Source organism: Vreelandella profundi, assembly GCF_019722725.1.
In the GTDB taxonomy this organism is placed as follows: Bacteria; Pseudomonadota; Gammaproteobacteria; order Pseudomonadales; family Halomonadaceae; genus Vreelandella; species Vreelandella profundi.
The window spans coordinates 950,443-966,796 of the sequence record NZ_CP077941.1 but is presented as its reverse complement, the minus strand read 5'-3'; the positions used below and the strand labels follow the sequence as shown (position 1 = coordinate 966,796).

Annotated in this window: 12 protein-coding genes; all 12 read right to left on the bottom strand. The window is 55.2% G+C overall.

Going from position 1 to position 16,354, the window contains the following annotated elements:
• Positions 1-97: 97 nt before the first annotated feature.
• Positions 98-3,286 (bottom strand): efflux RND transporter permease subunit, encoded by a 3,189-nt coding sequence (locus KUO20_RS04485; protein WP_235041708.1) that lies wholly within the window; start codon positions 3,284-3,286, stop codon positions 98-100.
• Complete coding sequence (locus tag KUO20_RS04480; protein WP_235041707.1) at positions 3,286-4,554, bottom strand: efflux RND transporter periplasmic adaptor subunit; 1,269 nt, start codon at positions 4,552-4,554, stop codon at positions 3,286-3,288. Before KUO20_RS04480 ends, KUO20_RS04485 begins: the two co-directional genes overlap by 1 nt.
• A 77-nt stretch (positions 4,555-4,631) precedes the next feature.
• Complete coding sequence (locus KUO20_RS04475) at positions 4,632-6,119, bottom strand: TolC family outer membrane protein (protein WP_235041706.1); 1,488 nt, start codon at positions 6,117-6,119, stop codon at positions 4,632-4,634.
• A gap of 322 nt (positions 6,120-6,441) precedes the next feature.
• Positions 6,442-7,395: a transaldolase gene (gene tal, locus KUO20_RS04470; RefSeq protein ID WP_235041705.1), complete on the bottom strand. Its 954-nt coding sequence runs from the start codon at positions 7,393-7,395 to the stop codon at positions 6,442-6,444.
• 20 nt (positions 7,396-7,415) lie between these two features.
• Positions 7,416-8,903, bottom strand: coding sequence for a xylulokinase (xylB, locus tag KUO20_RS04465; protein ID WP_235042417.1), 1,488 nt, complete (start codon positions 8,901-8,903; stop codon positions 7,416-7,418).
• Positions 8,903-10,390, bottom strand: a complete 1,488-nt coding sequence (locus KUO20_RS04460) for a mannitol dehydrogenase family protein (protein ID WP_235041704.1) — start codon at positions 10,388-10,390, stop codon at positions 8,903-8,905. The genes xylB and KUO20_RS04460 overlap by 1 nt, the downstream gene beginning before the upstream one ends.
• Positions 10,391-10,433: 43 nt before the next feature.
• Complete coding sequence (locus KUO20_RS04455; protein WP_235041703.1) at positions 10,434-11,219, bottom strand: L-iditol 2-dehydrogenase; 786 nt, start codon at positions 11,217-11,219, stop codon at positions 10,434-10,436.
• A gap of 22 nt (positions 11,220-11,241) precedes the next feature.
• Positions 11,242-11,910, bottom strand: a complete 669-nt coding sequence (locus tag KUO20_RS04450) for an HAD family hydrolase (RefSeq protein WP_235041702.1) — start codon at positions 11,908-11,910, stop codon at positions 11,242-11,244.
• Positions 11,907-13,058, bottom strand: coding sequence for an ABC transporter ATP-binding protein (locus tag KUO20_RS04445; RefSeq protein WP_235041701.1), 1,152 nt, complete (start codon positions 13,056-13,058; stop codon positions 11,907-11,909). Before KUO20_RS04445 ends, KUO20_RS04450 begins: the two co-directional genes overlap by 4 nt.
• A gap of 12 nt (positions 13,059-13,070) precedes the next feature.
• Positions 13,071-13,937 (bottom strand): carbohydrate ABC transporter permease, encoded by an 867-nt coding sequence (locus KUO20_RS04440; protein ID WP_235041700.1) that lies wholly within the window; start codon positions 13,935-13,937, stop codon positions 13,071-13,073.
• 29 nt (positions 13,938-13,966) lie between these two features.
• Positions 13,967-14,857: a carbohydrate ABC transporter permease gene (locus KUO20_RS04435; protein ID WP_235041699.1), complete on the bottom strand. Its 891-nt coding sequence runs from the start codon at positions 14,855-14,857 to the stop codon at positions 13,967-13,969.
• Between the two features lie 109 nt (positions 14,858-14,966).
• A complete protein-coding gene (locus KUO20_RS04430) occupies positions 14,967-16,289 on the bottom strand; it encodes an ABC transporter substrate-binding protein (RefSeq protein ID WP_235041698.1) in 1,323 nt (440 codons plus the stop codon).
• Positions 16,290-16,354: the final 65 nt, after the last annotated feature.

Genomic DNA, 16,354 nt, shown 5'->3' with positions numbered 1-16,354 from the left:
TAGTACCACTTTTCACGCAATTTTCGTCACATAAAAAAACGGGCATCACCCGAAGGTGACACCCGTTTATTGCTTACCCGTCGCTCAGGGCGGCAAATTAGTCTTGATTATTCTCAAGCGCTGGCTTGGAGGGTTCATGCTTATGCCCTCGCGTCTTGCGACCTAGCCAATCCGACGCTGTTGCAATCATGGCGTAAAAGGTAGGAATAAACAGACTGCCCAACGTAGCGACCGACAGCATCCCCATCGCAACCGTGGTACCGATGTGATGACTGCTCACATCGCTGGCGCCGGTGGCTAGCGCCAGCGGCAAAGTACCAAAGATGAACGCTAGCGAGGTCATAACAATCGGGCGGAATCGCAGCTCTGCCGCAATAATCGCCGCTTCGCGGATTGATTTGCCGTGCTCTTTACGCTGAAGTTCGGCAAATTCGACGATCAATATAGCGTTCTTCGCTGCTAACCCTATGACGACCAGCATGCCTATTTGCACATACACGCTGGTGTCTAGGCCGCGAAGTACAATGCCCCCTATGCTGCCAAGGAAAGCAAAAGGCGTCGCCGTTAGTACCGCCAGCGGCAGTGACCAGCTTTCATACTGGGCCGCGAGTATCAAGAACACCATTAGCATACCGAAGACGATAGCGATGGTGGCCGCATTACCCTGGTTAGACTCCTGATAAGCGGTACCGGTCCAGCCCATGCCCCAGTTAGCGCCTAGCGTCTCTTGCACGATTGCATCCATCGTTTCGATCGCTTGAGTAGAACTGTAGCCGGGTGCTGGATTTCCCTGGAACTGAGCGCCCGCGTAAACCCCGAAGCGGGATACCACGGAAGCCCCCGTTTGGCGCTCAAGCTCGACGAATTCAGAAAGCGGTATACGCTCACCGTTGCCGCCACGCACATACACGCTGCTAACGTCATCTGGCGTCTTACGGAAATCATCTTCGTTTTGCAGGTACACCTGGAAATTACGGTTTTGATAGCTAAAGTAGTTCACAAAGCCGTTACCAAACGTATTGCCTAGTGCTGAGTTAATCTCCTCCAGTGCCACGCCATAGCTCAGCGCCTTCTGTTGATCAATGTTCGCGCGGTAAGAAGGCACGTTAACGTTGAACGTTGAAAACACTTGATTTAAAGCAGGATGCTCATTGGCCTTCTGCATAATTTGCAGCGATGCTTCATACAGTTCCCGCGTTGATGCACCATCAAAGGACTGCAGATAGCCGGTAAAACCACCGGTCGTCGAGAGGCCCATAATCGGCGGCACGTTAAACGCCATCGCAGAGCCACCGTCGATACTCGCCCCCAGCTGCATAATCTGGCCGACAAGACCGCCGGCAGTAAGATCACGCTCAGACCAATTGCTCATGTTGACGAAAATGATCCCTCGAGCCGTATTCACGGCGCTCGACAGAATGTCGTAACCCGCAATGGCTGAGGAGTACTCAACGCCCGGAATCGCTTCAATTTCAGCACTGAGCTTTTCCATGTAGCTCTGGGTACGATCAAGCGATGCGGCATCGGGCAGCGATACGCTTACCAGCACGATACCCTGGTCGGTTTCTGGCACCAGCGTTGATGGCGTATTGGCATAGAGCCAGAAAGAGCCAGCGCCGACCAGCACCGTCAGCGCTAATGCAAGCACCCATAAACGCACCAACCCTTTCACTAACCACATGTAAGCGGCAGTGATACCGGCGAACATGCGATCAAACAGGCGCAAAGGCGTATTCAGGGCACGTTTGAATTTAGACTCACCCGCCCCTGCGATTTTATGCTTGATAAAGATCGCTGAGAGCGCCGGCGTAAAGGTCAGCGCCATAACCGCCGATAGCGCAACGGAAATGGCCACGGTAATCGCAAACTGCTGATAAATCTGCCCGGTAAACCCGCCTAGGAAAGCAACAGGGATAAACACGGCAGCCATAATCAGCGAGGTTGCAATAACCGGCCCTCCGACCTCTTTCATGGCCCGGATGGTAGCGTCGTGAACGCTTATATCCTCTTCTTCACTGAGTACACGTTCGACGTTTTCAACTACCAAGATGGCGTCATCAACTACGATGCCTATCGATAGTACCAGCGCGAAAAGCGTCAGTAGATTGATCGAAAAGCCAAGTAGGTAAAAGCCTGCAAAGGTACCCACTACTGCTACCGGCACCACCGACATTGCAATCACGGTAAAGCGCCAGTTCTGTAAGAATATAAACAGAATGACGATAACGATCAGAAAGGCTTCAATAAAGGTATGGAAAACCGTCTCAACCGAGGCATCAATAAACAACGTAGTGTCATAAGGCGCCACATACTCAAGGCCTGGCGGGAAACGCTCTTGCAGATCATCCATCGTTGCGCGCAGGGCATCGGCGGTGGCTAATGCGTTTGCTCCTGGCTGCTGATTAATGATAATCGGCGTCATGGTAGAGCCGTTCAAACGAGCATCAATACCGTAGAAAGACGCCCCGAGTTCGATACGTGCCACGTCTTCCAAGCGCAGTGACGAACCATCATTATTGGTGCGCAGATAAATATTGCGGAAGTCATCCACATTATTTAAACGGCCGCCTGCGGTAATCGTATAGGTATAAGCCCGCGGCTCACTTTGGGGCGTGGATGCCAAACTGCCCGCTGGGATTTCAGTATTTTGCGATCTAATCGCGCTGGCCACTTCACTAGGCGTCAGGTCGTACTGAGCCAGCTTGTCTGGATCCATCCAAATACGCATGGCAAACTCACCGCCACCCAGCACTTCCGCATTGCCTACACCCGGTACTTGGCGCAGTTCATCCAGAATATTGAGCGTGGCGTAGTTCTGCATATAGATGTTGTCGTAGTCCCCACCTGGTGAGGTCAACGCAAGAAGCATCAAAATAGAGTCTGAGCGCAGTTCGACAGTAACGCCTTGCTGCTGAACGGCCTCAGGCAATTGCGAAAGCGCGCCTTGCACGCGGTTATTGACGTTAATGGTATTAATATCGCCATCGGTGCCAATATTGAACGCAATGCTCAGGCTCATAATGCCGTTATCAGCGCTGTTTGAGGTCATGTACAACATGTCCTCAACGCCATTAATAGCTTCTGCTAGCGGTGCCGCGACCGTTTGGGCAACGGTTTCTGCGTCAGCACCGGGAAACTGCGCCTGCACCGACACGGTAGGCGGCACCACGCTAGGGTACTGCTCAATAGACAGCACTCGCATGGACATAACGCCTACCAGCGTCACGATAATTGCCAGTACCGTGGCAAATATCGGGCGGCTGATGAAGAAGTTAGAGAAGTTCATTATTGCGCACCCTCTTCTCCTTCAGCGGGCTGTCCATCGGCAGCCCCCGCTTCCATCGCTTGTGCTGCTTCAGCTTGCTCTTGTGCTTCTTGCTGCTCAACGTCTTCAACAACGGCTGCCGCATTGCCGTCGAACGGCTGCGGGTCAATCGTCATACCCGGTGATAAACCGGCAGGATCACCGACAATCACGCGGTCACCTGGCTCAATGCCATCACGAATCAGCTGCCACGGGCCCGCTACTTCACCTAATGAAATCGTTTGCTCGCGAGCCTTATTGTCGTCATCCAACACAAATACTAGCGGCCCCATTAACCCCTGAGTAACGGCAATTTCAGGCACGGCCATGACATCGAAGCGTTTTAAACCATCAATGCTAACGCGCACAAATTGGCCAGGCAGCACGATAGCTTCAGGGTTTTCGAACGTGGCGGATGCCTGTACGGTGCTCGTACCGTTATCCACTCGCGAGCCAAGAAAGTCTAAGCGACCTTCAAGCTCAGAGTCACTGCCACCGCTCACGCCGGGAATGCTTAACCGGGCGCGAATATCAGAAGGGTCGCCGCCCTGGCTCAACTGCTTGCGAAGCTCAAAGGCATCGCGCTGGGGTAATTGAAAACGCACCTCTAACGGGTCCAGCGGTGTGATCGTGGCAAGCTCCGTGCCAGACGTCACCACATTGCCCACGTTGATTTGACTCAAACCGATCATGCCCGAGACAGGCGCAGTCACCTGCGAATAGCCTAGGTCTAGATTGGCGGTGGTTAATACCGCTTCTGCCTGTGCCACGCTTGCCTGGGCAACGCGCTGATCGGCTAACGCCTGGTCATATTGCTGACGGCTCACCGAGTTTTGGCTCAGCAGTTGTTCAAAGCGCTGGGCATCACGCTGAGCGCGAGACAGCTGAGCCTGCGCACTTTGTAGATCGGCTTCACGCTGATTGACCGTGGCCTGATACAGATCCGGCTCAATGGTATAAAGACGGTCGCCTTTTTCTACCATTTGCCCAGGCTCAAAATGACGCTCTTCCAGAGCACCACTCACTCGCGCAACGAGAGTGACTTCGTTATCACTGCGTAACAACGAGGGATACGATTTATTCAGCTCGATATCTTGGCGAGCCATCTCCCCCACTGCCACTTTATGAGGCGGCGCCTCTTGCTGGCTCTGCTGCGGGGCCTCAGCCTGCTCTTGACCACAGGCAGCAAGTGCCAGCGCGGCTACCAGCGTCACCAGACTCGCTCTGTGTGAGTGAATCATTTTCTTCATACGTTTAAATTCCCATGTATCTTTTTAAGATCGACTGATAGCAGATTCGCGCCTAATTTACGTCCGACCTGGCGTCACTACTGGCCTGGCTGGGGCGGAGCACCAATATCGAGTGCGCGCTGGTAGCGGTCGTCACCACCGCTTTCGGGCAAGGTGAAGTTCACTTCATCGCCTGTTAGCCAGTTATTGACGTCTTCAATGGCATCCACATCCAAGAGCCCCGACTGCTGACGCAGCGAAAGCAAATTCACCACATAGCTGTAGCGAGCCTCAGCATAATTAGCAATAGCGTTATACAAGTTCTGCTCAGCGTTCAGCACATCTACAATATTACGGGTGCCCACTTCATATCCGGCGCGCGTTGCTTCTAGCGCGCTTTGATTTGACACAATGGCCTGCTGGCGCGCTTCAACCGTTTCTACATCATTGCTGACCTGGGTATATAGCGAGCGCACTTGCTGGATAGACATCCGACGCTGGGACTCGAAATCATACTGGCTGCTCTCCAGTTGATAGGTTCCCTGGCGAATGCTAGCGCTAGTACTGCCGCCGGTATAGAGAGGTAAGTTGGCACTCACGCCTACCTGGCTAGACGAATCATGGCCGGTAATGCCGTCAGTATCGTTATCAGCGAATTGATAGTTACCAAACGCCTGAAGAGTAGGCAAACGTCCGGCGCGGGCAATATCCACACCGCTGCGTGAAATCTCAATACCTGCCTGCTGCGCCAATACTTGCGGGTTGCGCTCAATGGCCTGCTCTACCCAATAGTCGCGGCTGCTGGGCTCAGGAAGCGCAATCGGCATACTATCCCCCAGCGCGTCGATACTGGCATAGCGCTGGCCGGTAAGTTGCTCTAACGCTTCAAAAGCCACCTGCAGACTGCTTTCTGCAGCAATGCGGTCAGCACGCGACTGATCGAATGTGGCGCGCGCCTCTTCTACTTCGGTAATCGCAATTAAACCGACTTCAAACTGCTCGCCGGCTTGCTCAAGCTGACGCCCGATCGCCCGCTCTTGAGCAAAACGCGCCTCTAATACTTCGTAAGCGCGTAGAATTTCGAAATAGGCGCTGGCCACATCAATTAACAGCTGTTGTTCAGTGGCCGCCAACAGATAAACCTGCTGATCAATTTGCCGTTCGGCCTGAGTAAACTGTTGGCGAGTCACCTCATCAAATAACGCCTGAGTGGCTTCAAGCTGAAGCGACACGGTGTTGTAGCGGTCATCGCGCGACTCAAAGTTGCCCAGCTCAGAACCTCCCGCTCCGCCACCACCAGTACTACCACCCGCTCCAGACCTACCCTGGCTTTCATACTGCTGATTATGCGCGACATTACCCGTCGCATTGACTTGAGGTAACAGCGCACCACGTGCAACGTCTCGGCCTGCTTCAACGCCCAGATACTCCGAGCGCGCAGAGGCAAGTGCTGCGTTATTATCTAACGCATCACGGGTAATCGTGATGAGATCAGCCGCCTGAGCAGGCAGCACAAAAGAAGCGGTAAAGACCGCTAGCAGCAAGGGTCGTAAAGGGGCATTGACTGCCCAGTGTGCCAGTCGCATGGGGGTTGCCTCTAAGTATTAGCGTCGGGATGGCGAGCGTACTAAATCACTCAACGTACTGGGCCATTCAGAAAGATGAGCATTATAGTTACATTCATGTATGTATGCTAGCCTTGAACAATCGAAATTTGTGTGTACAGACTATTGTCAAGTCATCTCAAGCTTACCTTAGTCCAAAGCATTATAGGGTATCGATAAAGACGTTTCTGACGAAACTGACGTGAATCGATACGCCACATACAACACAACGCCGCCCCAGCCAATTGGCTGGGGCGGCGTTGTGTTAATACTGCTTTTCTAAACCCGGCTTTTGGCTATCAGATTAACCAAGCCGCTTATCGATTAACGCCTCTAACTCAAGCTGGTCTTCGTGGAAGCGACGAATCCCCTCAGCCAGCTTGTCATTCGCCATGGCATCCTGGTTATGCCCCCAGCGGAAAGCTGATTCGCTTAACGCTGTCGCGGGTTTACTGCTGCTTTCGCCAGCATTGATCTGCGCACTGACGTTACCCTCGGTGGCCTCCAGCTCTTCAAGTAAGGCGGGCGAGATGGTTAATCGCGGGCAGCCTGCCAGCGCGAGCACTTGGCCGGTGGTGCGAAAGCTCGCGCCCATGACCACGGTGTCGTAGCCACCTTGACTGGCTCGCTCACACACGCCCTGCACAAACTGAACGCCAGGATCGTTTGCAGGGGCATAATCATTGCCCGTTTCTTTTTTGTACCAGTCGGTGACACGGCCCACAAAAGGAGAAATCAGAAACACGCCCGCATCGAAGCACGCCTGGGCCTGAGCCTCGCTAAACAGCAGCGTTAGGTTACACTGAATGCCTTCGCGCTCAAGCACCTCGGCGGCACGAATGCCCTCCCAGGTAGATGCCAGTTTAATCAGCACACGGTCGCGTGAGACGCCACGGGCATCGTAAAGTTTGATTAACTCATGGGCTTTGGCAATGCTGGCCTGGGTATCAAACGACAGTCGCGCAGCGACTTCGGTAGAAACACGCCCCGGCACCACGGCTGAAATTTCACTGCCCATGGCCACGGCAAGCCGATCAACGGCATGGCTAACCTGCTCTTCACGGCTGCCACCTGAGGCTTTTACGCTGCTCAGCTCTTCATCAATCAATCCTTGATACCCTGCCAGACTAAAGGCTTTAAGCAGTAGTGACGGATTGGTGGTGGCATCCTGGGGCTGATAGCGGCGGATAGCGTCAAGATCACCGGTATCGGCGACTACCAGCGAATGTTGCTTCAACTGTTGCAGCTGAGTCGTCATACAATCTCCTTAATAGGCTGTTAGGCGCCGCCATGGCGTTGTTCAAGTGCCGCGCAATAGCGGGCATAAATGGGTTGGTAAGTGGCCACTCTTTCTGGATGTGGGTCAGCCAGCGACTGCGCATCCAAATGCACTAAGCGTTCACACAACGCCTCTAGCGTTACGCCGTTTGCACGCTGGTCGCACCAAGCCGCCTGTAGCGCAGCGCCTAGCGCTGCCGCATCGGTAATCTCGGGGCAAATCACCTGGGTGCCGGTGATATCGGCCACCATCTGCCGCCATACGGGGCTATTGGCACCGCCACCGATCAGCCGGATCTGGCTGGCCCCAGCGGTGATATCACCCAGCAATTCTAGCCCATAGCGTAGCCCGAACGTGGCCCCCTCTACCACGCTCCGGCATAAATTAGCCTGGGTGGTATTTAAACTGGTAAGGCCGAGAAAGTCCGCAGACGCATCGGGCAGCATCGGCACCCGCTCGCCATTAAAAAACGGTAATACGGTAACGCCTTCAGCGCCCACAGGAGCACTTGCCACGCGCTCACTAAACGCCGCCAGATCTAAGCCAAACAGCTCGCGCACTCGCGTAGTGGCTGAAGTGACGTTCATGGTGCAAATAAGAGGCAGCCAGCCGCCGGTACTCGAACAGAAATTGGCGACCATGGCGCTGTCACACTCCACTGGCGTGTCTGAATAGGCGCAGACCGTACCGGACGTACCCAGGCTGAGCGTAATCAGTCCTGGCGTAATATTGCCGGTACCAATAGCGCCCAGCATGTTGTCGCCACCGCCAGAAGATACGACGACCTGATCGTTTAACCCAAGCTCTCGGGCAACCGCTGGGCGCACAAGCCCGGCTGGCTCATGGGCTTCTAGCACGCGGGGCAATACCCGCGCCGGGTCCAGTTCGGGGGCTATTTCAGCAAACACATCCAGCTGCCAGCAGCGGTTGCGGGTATCAAAATAGCCAGTGCCTGACGCATCGCCTGCTTCAGTGACGCGCTCACCGGTTAACCAAAAATTCAGGTAGTCATGAGGCAGTAGCAGGCTGTCAATTCGCCGATAAGCATTGGGGTGCTGCTCTCGCAGCCAAGCAAGTTTAGATGCTGTGTAGCCCGTTTGTAGCACCAGCCCCAGCTTATCCAAACAACCTGCCTCGCCCCCCAGGCGCGCCACTAGGTCAACGTTCTGCGCATTGGTCTCGGTATCGCACCACAGTTTGGCCGGGTAAACCGGCGCGCCGTCAGCATCCAGTGCCACCATTCCATGCTGCTGGCCGGAGACCCCGATCCCACGCACATCACTGGCAGAAACGCCGGCGCGCTCGAGTGCGGCAAAGAAGGCGCCTTTAAGCGCAGCTAACCATTCAGCGGGTGCCTGCTCGCGCCGGCCATTTTCGCCTTCATCAAGGCGATGGGGGCAGCTCGCCTCAGCCAGAATCCCTCCCCGCTCAACGTCTACCACGACCACCTTGGTACTCTGGGTACCGCAATCTACCCCGATATAGATCATAACGTTCCTTTGGAAACCGTCAGCCCCTCTAGAGTAGCGCGTGCGCCGCGCTCGTGCAGCGCTGTTAGCGCCGCTAGATAAGCGTCAACAAATCGAGGGCTGTCGCTTAGATCGCCAAACAGCTCACGGTTCTCAATAAAGACCGTGGGTCGCGTGCGGTTCTGTGCGGCAATCGCCATCAGGGGCGCCTTTAAGCGATCAACAATTTCAATAGCTTGGCCCTGCTCATCAACGCCCTCAGCATAGCGCGCCCAGCTGGCCACGACAGCGGCACTGCGTACTATGTCGCCCCCCTGGGCCAGCTGCTGGTGAATAACCGGCACAAGCCATCTGGGAATACGATCAGAGCTCTCGGCGCACAGCCTCGCCAGCGTATCTTTAATTTGCGGATTGGCAAAACGCTCAATCAGCGTTAATCGATAGGTTTCAAGATCAACACCCGGCACTGGCGATAGCGTCGGGGTGCCTTCTTCGCACATATAGCCCATTAAAAAATTAACGAACAGCGGGTCCTGACACACTTCGTGGGCATAGCGATAGCCCGCCAAATAGCCAAAGTAGGTCAGCGCCTGATGGCTTGCGTTAAGCAGGCGCAGTTTCATCAGCTCATAGGGTTCAACATCGTCCACTAGCTGAACGCCCACTTTTTCAAACGCGGGGCGTCCCAGCGGGAAATCGTCCTCCAATACCCATTGGGTAAAGGGTTCGCAAACCACTGGCCAAGCATCCTCAACTGCGAAGCGCTGAGCCAGCTCGTCAATATCGATCGGCGATGTGACCGGAGTAATGCGATCTACCATGGCATTGGGAAACACCACCTCAGCCGTTAGCCAAGCGCCTAATTCAGGATCCCGCGCATGGGCATAGGCAGCGAACATGCGTTTGGCCACATCACCATTGCCCTGAATATTATCGCAGGACATCACGGTAAACGGCGCCACACCCCGCGCACGGCGGCGGGCAAGCGCTTCCACCACGAGTCCAAAGCTAGTCGAGGGCTGGGTGGGGTTGGCAAGATCGGCGCGAACCTGAGGGTTCGAAAGATCGAATTCACCGCTTACCGGGTGAAAGTTGTAGCCACCTTCGGTCACTGTCAGCGACACGATACGAATCGCCGGGTCGGCCATCTGCTCAACCACGGCGTCACCGTCTTCGGGGGCATACAGGTAGTTCACCATGCTGCCGATCACGCGGGGCTCGTATTGGCCGTCAGGGTGTTTAACCACCAGCGTATACAGATAATCCTGCGCCGCCAGCGCCTGCTGCATGCGTTTGTCGCCAGGCATCACGCCAACGCCGACAATCCCCCAATCCAACGCTTCGCCCCGGTTCATTAAGGCATCCAGATACATCGCCTGATGGGCACGGTGAAAGCCGCCTACCCCGATATGTACAATACCGGGCGTCAGCGCACGGCGATCATAGCCAGGCGTGGCCACATCGGCACTTAATTTGGCTAGATTGAGAGTATTAAGTTGGGTCATCGATATTTCTCCAGTCAAGGCTCACTAGCCGCAATGGGCTGCCTCAGCTCATCCAATTGCCGCCATCGACATTGAGCGTTTGCGCGACCACGAAGTCACTGTCATGGCTGGCTAAAAACACCGCAGCGCCGGTGTGATCATCAGGCAAGCCCATACGCCCGAACGGTACCGCCTCGCCGACCAGGCGTTTTTTCTCACCCAGCGGGCGATTCTCAAAACGTGCAAACAGCGCATCGACCTCTTCCCACATTGGCGTATCCACTACGCCAGGTGCGATGCCGTTAACATTGATGCCGTGCTTGATAAGATCCAAACCACAGGATTGCGTAAGGCTTATCACCGCAGCTTTACTCGCGCAGTAAACGCTGACTAATGCTTCGCCGCGGCGCCCCGCCTGGGAGGCCATATTGATGATTTTCCCACCCTGGCCGCTAGCCACCATTGAGCGTGCCACCGCCTGAAGCGTAAAAAACATGCCTTTAGTATTCACCGCAAACTGCTTATCAAAGCTTGCCTCAGACACTTCAAGCACCGGCGCCATATCAAACACAGCAGCGTTATTGACTAAAATATCAATCCGTCCAAAGCGATGGGTGACCGCCTCGACCATGGCATCGATCGAGCGTTGATCGCAGACATTTAGCGCAACCCCCATGATATTTTCAGCAGGTGAATGCTGCTGCAGTATCGATACAGCGGCCTCCACGGCGGTCTGGTCAATATCGGCCACCACAACGCTAGCCCCTTCGGCTAAATAGCGCTGAACAATGGCCAGACCAATGCCCCGAGCACCGCCCGTGATTACGGCAATTTTATTGGTTAGTTTCATAGCGATTTCTCGTTGAGACGCGCTAGGCGCTGGCCTGCCACTCGTTTACCAAGGCTTCCAAGCCGCGCATGTGGTCTAAAATGCGCCACGCACCGGCGCTAGCTAGTCGCGCTGACTGTTCAGCATCTACGTGACTGGCGCCAATGAAGCCAATCACACACATGCCGGCCGCGTGCGCAGCGGTCACGCCGGCAACGCTGTCTTCTACCACTAGACAGTCTTTAGGCAATTGACCCAACTGACGTGCTGCCAGCGAATACAGCGCGGGGTCCGGCTTGGGCTTAGCGACCTGCTCCGCGGTAAAAATCGGCACGTCGCCAAACGCATCCGCTAACTGGGTGCTTGCCAGCGAGGCCATCACGCGGCTGCGCCGGCTGTTGGAAACAATCGCTTTGCCAAGCGGTATACGTCGAATGGCGTCATCCGCACCCTCAATCGCTTTAAGCTCGCTCGCCAAGCGCGTCTCAATGGCCGTATCCATTTGTTCGGTGGCATCGAGCGGCAAGGTGTGGGCACTTAGCTGCTCAAGGTGACGTAAAATATTCGCGGTGGTCATGCCGAGTGCCTGGCTGAGCACCTGGTTGACGTTAAGGTCGGGCAGCCAGCGCGCCAGATACTCAACGAGGGTGTCTTCCGCCAGCGCCTCGCTATCCACCAGCACGCCATCGCAGTCAAAGATCAGCGTCTTCATGCAGGCTCCTCTGCAGGCGAGCCGGGGGCACGATTGTCATGGCGGGTCAGCCCCGCTAATGGGTGCTGCTGCAGGCTGGCTAACGCTAGCCCACCGGCATCGAACAAGTGCGCACGCTCAGGGGCAAAACCAAAGTGCACCGTGTCGTGCACCCGGTAGGCCACATCACCATCGGCCATAATCGTGACCAGCTCATCATCCATTTGAACGTAGAGCGAGGTCTGGCCACCCAGGCGCTCAAGCACTTTAATCTCGCCACTCAAGGGTCCTTGCTCATCAAGTAACAGATGTTCCGGGCGAACGCCTAGCTCAAGCGTAGCGTTAGCGGCCAGGTGCTGGCCGTCAGCCGGTACGCTGCGCTCACCGCCGCCGGGTAATCGAATACCCACGCCTTCAGGCGTCACGCCGGTCAGCGTTACCGGTAGAAAATTCATTTTGGGAGAGCCGATAAACCCTGCTACAAAGCGGTTGCGCGGGTGGTGATAGAGCGCCATAGGCGAGCCCACTTGCTCGACCACACCGTCGTGGAGCACAACGATTTTATCCGCCATGGTCATGGCTTCGATCTGATCGTGGGTGACGTAGATCATGGTCGCGTCTAACTCATCGTGCAGGCGTGCCAGTTCAATACGCATCTGCACACGCAGCGCGGCGTCTAGATTGGAAAGCGGCTCATCAAACAGGAAGATGCTGGGATTGCGCACAATGGCGCGACCAATCGCCACGCGCTGGCGCTGACCGCCGGAAAGCGCCTTCGGCTTGCGGTCTAACAGCGGTTCGAGCTGCAGAATTTTGGCCGCTTCCAGCACCTTGGCACGCCGCTCCTCTTTCGACACGCCCGCAAGCTTCATGCTGAAGCCCATATTGCCTTCCACCGTCATATGCGGATAAAGCGCATAGCTTTGGAAAACCATCGCCAGGCCGCGATCGGCTGGACCAACGTCATTGATACGCTGACCATCGATTAAGATGTCGCCGTCGCTGGCACTTTCCAGCCCGGCGATCATGCGCATCAGGGTCGACTTACCGCAGCCGGAGGGGCCTACGAAGACCACGAATTCACGATCATTCACCTCAAGGTCGATACCCTTGATTACCTGGGTGTCGCCGAAGTGCTTGGTAATATTGCGTAGTTGTAGTGTTGCCATGAGGAAGCTCCTTTACTTGACGGCACCAAAGGTCAGGCCACGTACCATTTGTTTTTGAGTCATCCAGCCCAGTATCAAAATGGGCGCAATCGCCATCGTGGAAGCGGCAGACAACTTGGCCCAGAACAGCCCCTCAGGACTTGAGAATGAGGCAATATAAGCCGTTAACGGCGCGGCATTCGAGGTCGTCAGATTGAGACTCCAGAACGCCTCGTTCCAACTCAAAATCACCGACAGCAGGCCAGTGGAAGCGATGCCTGGCAGCGTTAGCGGCAGCAGTAGATAGCACACTTCCTGAAGCGTCGAGGCACCGTCCATACGCCCGGCTTCCAGAATGTCTTTGGGCATATCTTTAAAGAATGTGTAGAGCATCCACACGACAATCGGCAGGTTCATCAACGTATAAATAATGATTAATCCGGTCCGGGTATCGAGCAGGCCAACATCGCGAAAGATCAGATAGATCGGCACCAGCACGCCTACCGAAGGCAGCATTTTGGTGGAAAGCATCCACAGCAACGTGCCTTTAGTGCGCTTGGTCGGCAAAAACGCCATGGCATAGGCACAGGGGATGGCAATTAACAGCGCGAAGAAGGTAGAGCCAAACGCCACCGCGACGCTGTTAAGCGCAAAGCGTGCATAGCCAGATCGCGCCTGCACTTCTTGGTAACTCTCTAAGGTAGGTGAAAAAATCAGCGTAGGGTCAGCAATGGCCGCCGTTTCTGTTTTAAACCCGGTCAATATCATCCAGAAAATCGGGAAGAAGATGACCAAGGCAACCGACCAGCCCAGCACCGTTATAATCGCTCGTTTGGCTTGTGCTGAACGCCAACCCGACACCGAGCGAGGCGCAGCCGTTGTGGAACGTAATGTTGTCATCGAAGTACTCCCAAGACACAAGTGCCGGTCTAGTCTTCCAAGTTTTTGGCCACCATGCGGACCAGGAAGATCGCCACGATATTGGCGAGAATGATCGCGATCACCCCACCGGCGGACGCAGTGCCCACGTCAAAATCCAGTAGCGCACGGATATAAATCAGGTAAGCCAAGTTGGTGGTCGCCAGGCCTGGCCCGCCCGAGGTCGTCACAAAAATTTCCGCAAAAATCGTCAGCAGGAAGATCATTTCAATCATGATCACCACGCTAATGGCGCGTCTTAAGTGCGGCAGCGTAATAAAGAAGAAAATAGCCACCGGCCCCGCGCCATCCATTCTTGCCGCTTCCACTTGGTCCTCATCAAGTGACTGCATGGCGGTGAGCAGAATCAGCAAGGCAAACGGTAGCCACTGCCAAGCGACGATAATCACAATGGAGGTCAGGGGGAGCGCAGAAAACCAATCCAGCGCGGGCAGGCCTACGGATTCAAATAGCCACGACAACACACCGTTAGAGGGGTGCATCATCATGTTTTTCCACACCAGTGCACTGACGGTGGGCATGACAAAAAAGGGCGAAATCGCCAGTACACGGGCTATCCCACGCCCCGCGAAATCCTGCTGAAACAGCACCGCCAGCAGCGTGCCGCCAATCACCGTAATCGCTAGCACTGACCCGACCAGTAGCAGCGTATTGCCCATGGCTCTCCACAGCGCGGGGTCGGTTAACAGGTATTGATAGTTTTCCACCCCGGCAAAGCCGGTCATGTCGGGCATTAGCAGGTTGTAATACTGGAAGGAGAACCACAGCGTCATGCCTAACGGCACAATCATCCATAGCAGCAGTAGCGTGACGGCTGGTGCTTGAAGAAAAAGCGTTCTCAGCCCGCCGACGGTTCGGCCGGAAGCACGGGTTTTAGTCATGGGGTTACCTGCGAAATACGAGGCTCTTTACGAAAACGGTTAGAACATAGCGATAAAAAGCCTGCCGTCACTGTGAATAGCCACGTGAACAGGCAGGCGTTAATCACTTTTATCGCTCGATGTAGCCCGCTCGCTGCATCGTGCGCTCGGTGGCGCGCTGGGCATTGTCTAGCGCCTGCTCTACCGTAGTGTCACCGGTCAAGGCAGCGGCGATGGTTTGACCAACCTGAGTACCAATCGACTGGAACTCGGGAATATTGACCGTCTGCACGCCAACATAAGGGTTTGGTTTTAACGTTGAGTCGTTCGGGTCGGTTTCTTTAATGGCTCTGAGCACGAAGTCAGCAAAGGGAGCCGCTTCGGTGTACTGCTCATTGGCATAGGTAGACTCACGTGTGCCTGGGGGCACGCTGGTCCAGCCTTGGGTTTCACCGACAAGCTCAATGTACTCTTCTGACGTCGCCCAGGTAATAAACTCTAACGCCGCGTCCTGTTTCTCGGAAGAGGCCGGAATAGCGAGCGCCCAAGACCATAACCAGTGTGAGCCTTTAGGTGTTTCTGCTATGGGTGCCGGGGCAAAACCTAAGCTGTCAGCCACATCAGATTCATCGCCGTCGTAGAGCTTGCCCGCCGCCGACGTAGCGTCAACCCACATAGCGCAGTTGCCCCGCGCAAACAGCGCCAGATTTTCGTTAAAACCGTTAGAGCTTGCGCCTGGCGGGCCGTAATCGTTGAGCAAATCGACATAAAACTGAATGGCGCTAACCCACTCCTCAGAGTTGAGTTCCGGGTTCCATTCCTCATCAAACCAGCGGCCACCGTAGGTATTCACGAGGGTAGTAAGGAACGCCATATTTTCACCCCAGCCCGGCTTGCCACGCAGGCAGATGCCGGCCACGTCCTCTTCGCTGCCGTGCAGCTCGCCCGCCCACTCGCGGACTTCTTCCCAGGTGGGCTGCTCGCTCATTTCAATGCCCGCTTTATCAAACAGATCCTGGCGGTAGTACATCATTGAGCTTTCAGCGTAAAACGGCAGCGCGTGAAGCTCGCCATCCAGGCTCAAACCTTCGCGAACGGAGGCCAGCAGATCGTCTTCGTTGTAGTCGTCGGGTAGATTATTCAGGGGTGATAGCCAGCCGCGCTCTGCCCAGATCGGCACTTCATAAGTGCCAATGGTCATCACGTCAAACTGACCGCCGCCGGTGGCAATATCAGTGGTCATTCGCTGACGCAGCACATTTTCCTCAAGCACCACCCAATCCAACGTAATATCAGGATGTGTTTCCTCGAAAGCCTCTGTGAGGCTCTGCATGATCACCATATCGTTGTTGTTGACCGTCGCCACGGTAATTTCTGTTTGCGCCTGGGCGTTTCCTGCAAAAGCAATGGCGGCGGCTAGCGTGGTGACGGGCAAGTGACGTGCGAGTCGCATAAAGCACTCCTATGGGCATGTGTTGGCATTGTTGTCGCCTTGATCTTATTGATCATCTATCGAAC

Excerpts from the sequence above, each read along its gene's own strand:
- KUO20_RS04485 (WP_235041708.1), bottom strand. The coding sequence starts at position 3,286 with ATGAACTTCTCTAACTTCTTCATCAGCCGCCCGATATTTGCCACGGTA.
- KUO20_RS04480 (WP_235041707.1), bottom strand. The coding sequence starts at position 4,554 with ATGAAGAAAATGATTCACTCACACAGAGCGAGTCTGGTGACGCTGGTA.
- KUO20_RS04475 (WP_235041706.1), bottom strand. The coding sequence starts at position 6,119 with ATGCGACTGGCACACTGGGCAGTCAATGCCCCTTTACGACCCTTGCTG.
- tal (WP_235041705.1), bottom strand. The coding sequence starts at position 7,395 with ATGACGACTCAGCTGCAACAGTTGAAGCAACATTCGCTGGTAGTCGCC.
- KUO20_RS04460 (WP_235041704.1), bottom strand. The coding sequence starts at position 10,390 with ATGACCCAACTTAATACTCTCAATCTAGCCAAATTAAGTGCCGATGTG.
- KUO20_RS04455 (WP_235041703.1), bottom strand. The coding sequence starts at position 11,219 with ATGAAACTAACCAATAAAATTGCCGTAATCACGGGCGGTGCTCGGGGC.
- KUO20_RS04450 (WP_235041702.1), bottom strand. The coding sequence starts at position 11,910 with ATGAAGACGCTGATCTTTGACTGCGATGGCGTGCTGGTGGATAGCGAG.
- KUO20_RS04445 (WP_235041701.1), bottom strand. The coding sequence starts at position 13,058 with ATGGCAACACTACAACTACGCAATATTACCAAGCACTTCGGCGACACC.
- KUO20_RS04440 (WP_235041700.1), bottom strand. The coding sequence starts at position 13,937 with ATGACAACATTACGTTCCACAACGGCTGCGCCTCGCTCGGTGTCGGGT.
- KUO20_RS04435 (WP_235041699.1), bottom strand. The coding sequence starts at position 14,857 with ATGACTAAAACCCGTGCTTCCGGCCGAACCGTCGGCGGGCTGAGAACG.
- KUO20_RS04430 (WP_235041698.1), bottom strand. The coding sequence starts at position 16,289 with ATGCGACTCGCACGTCACTTGCCCGTCACCACGCTAGCCGCCGCCATT.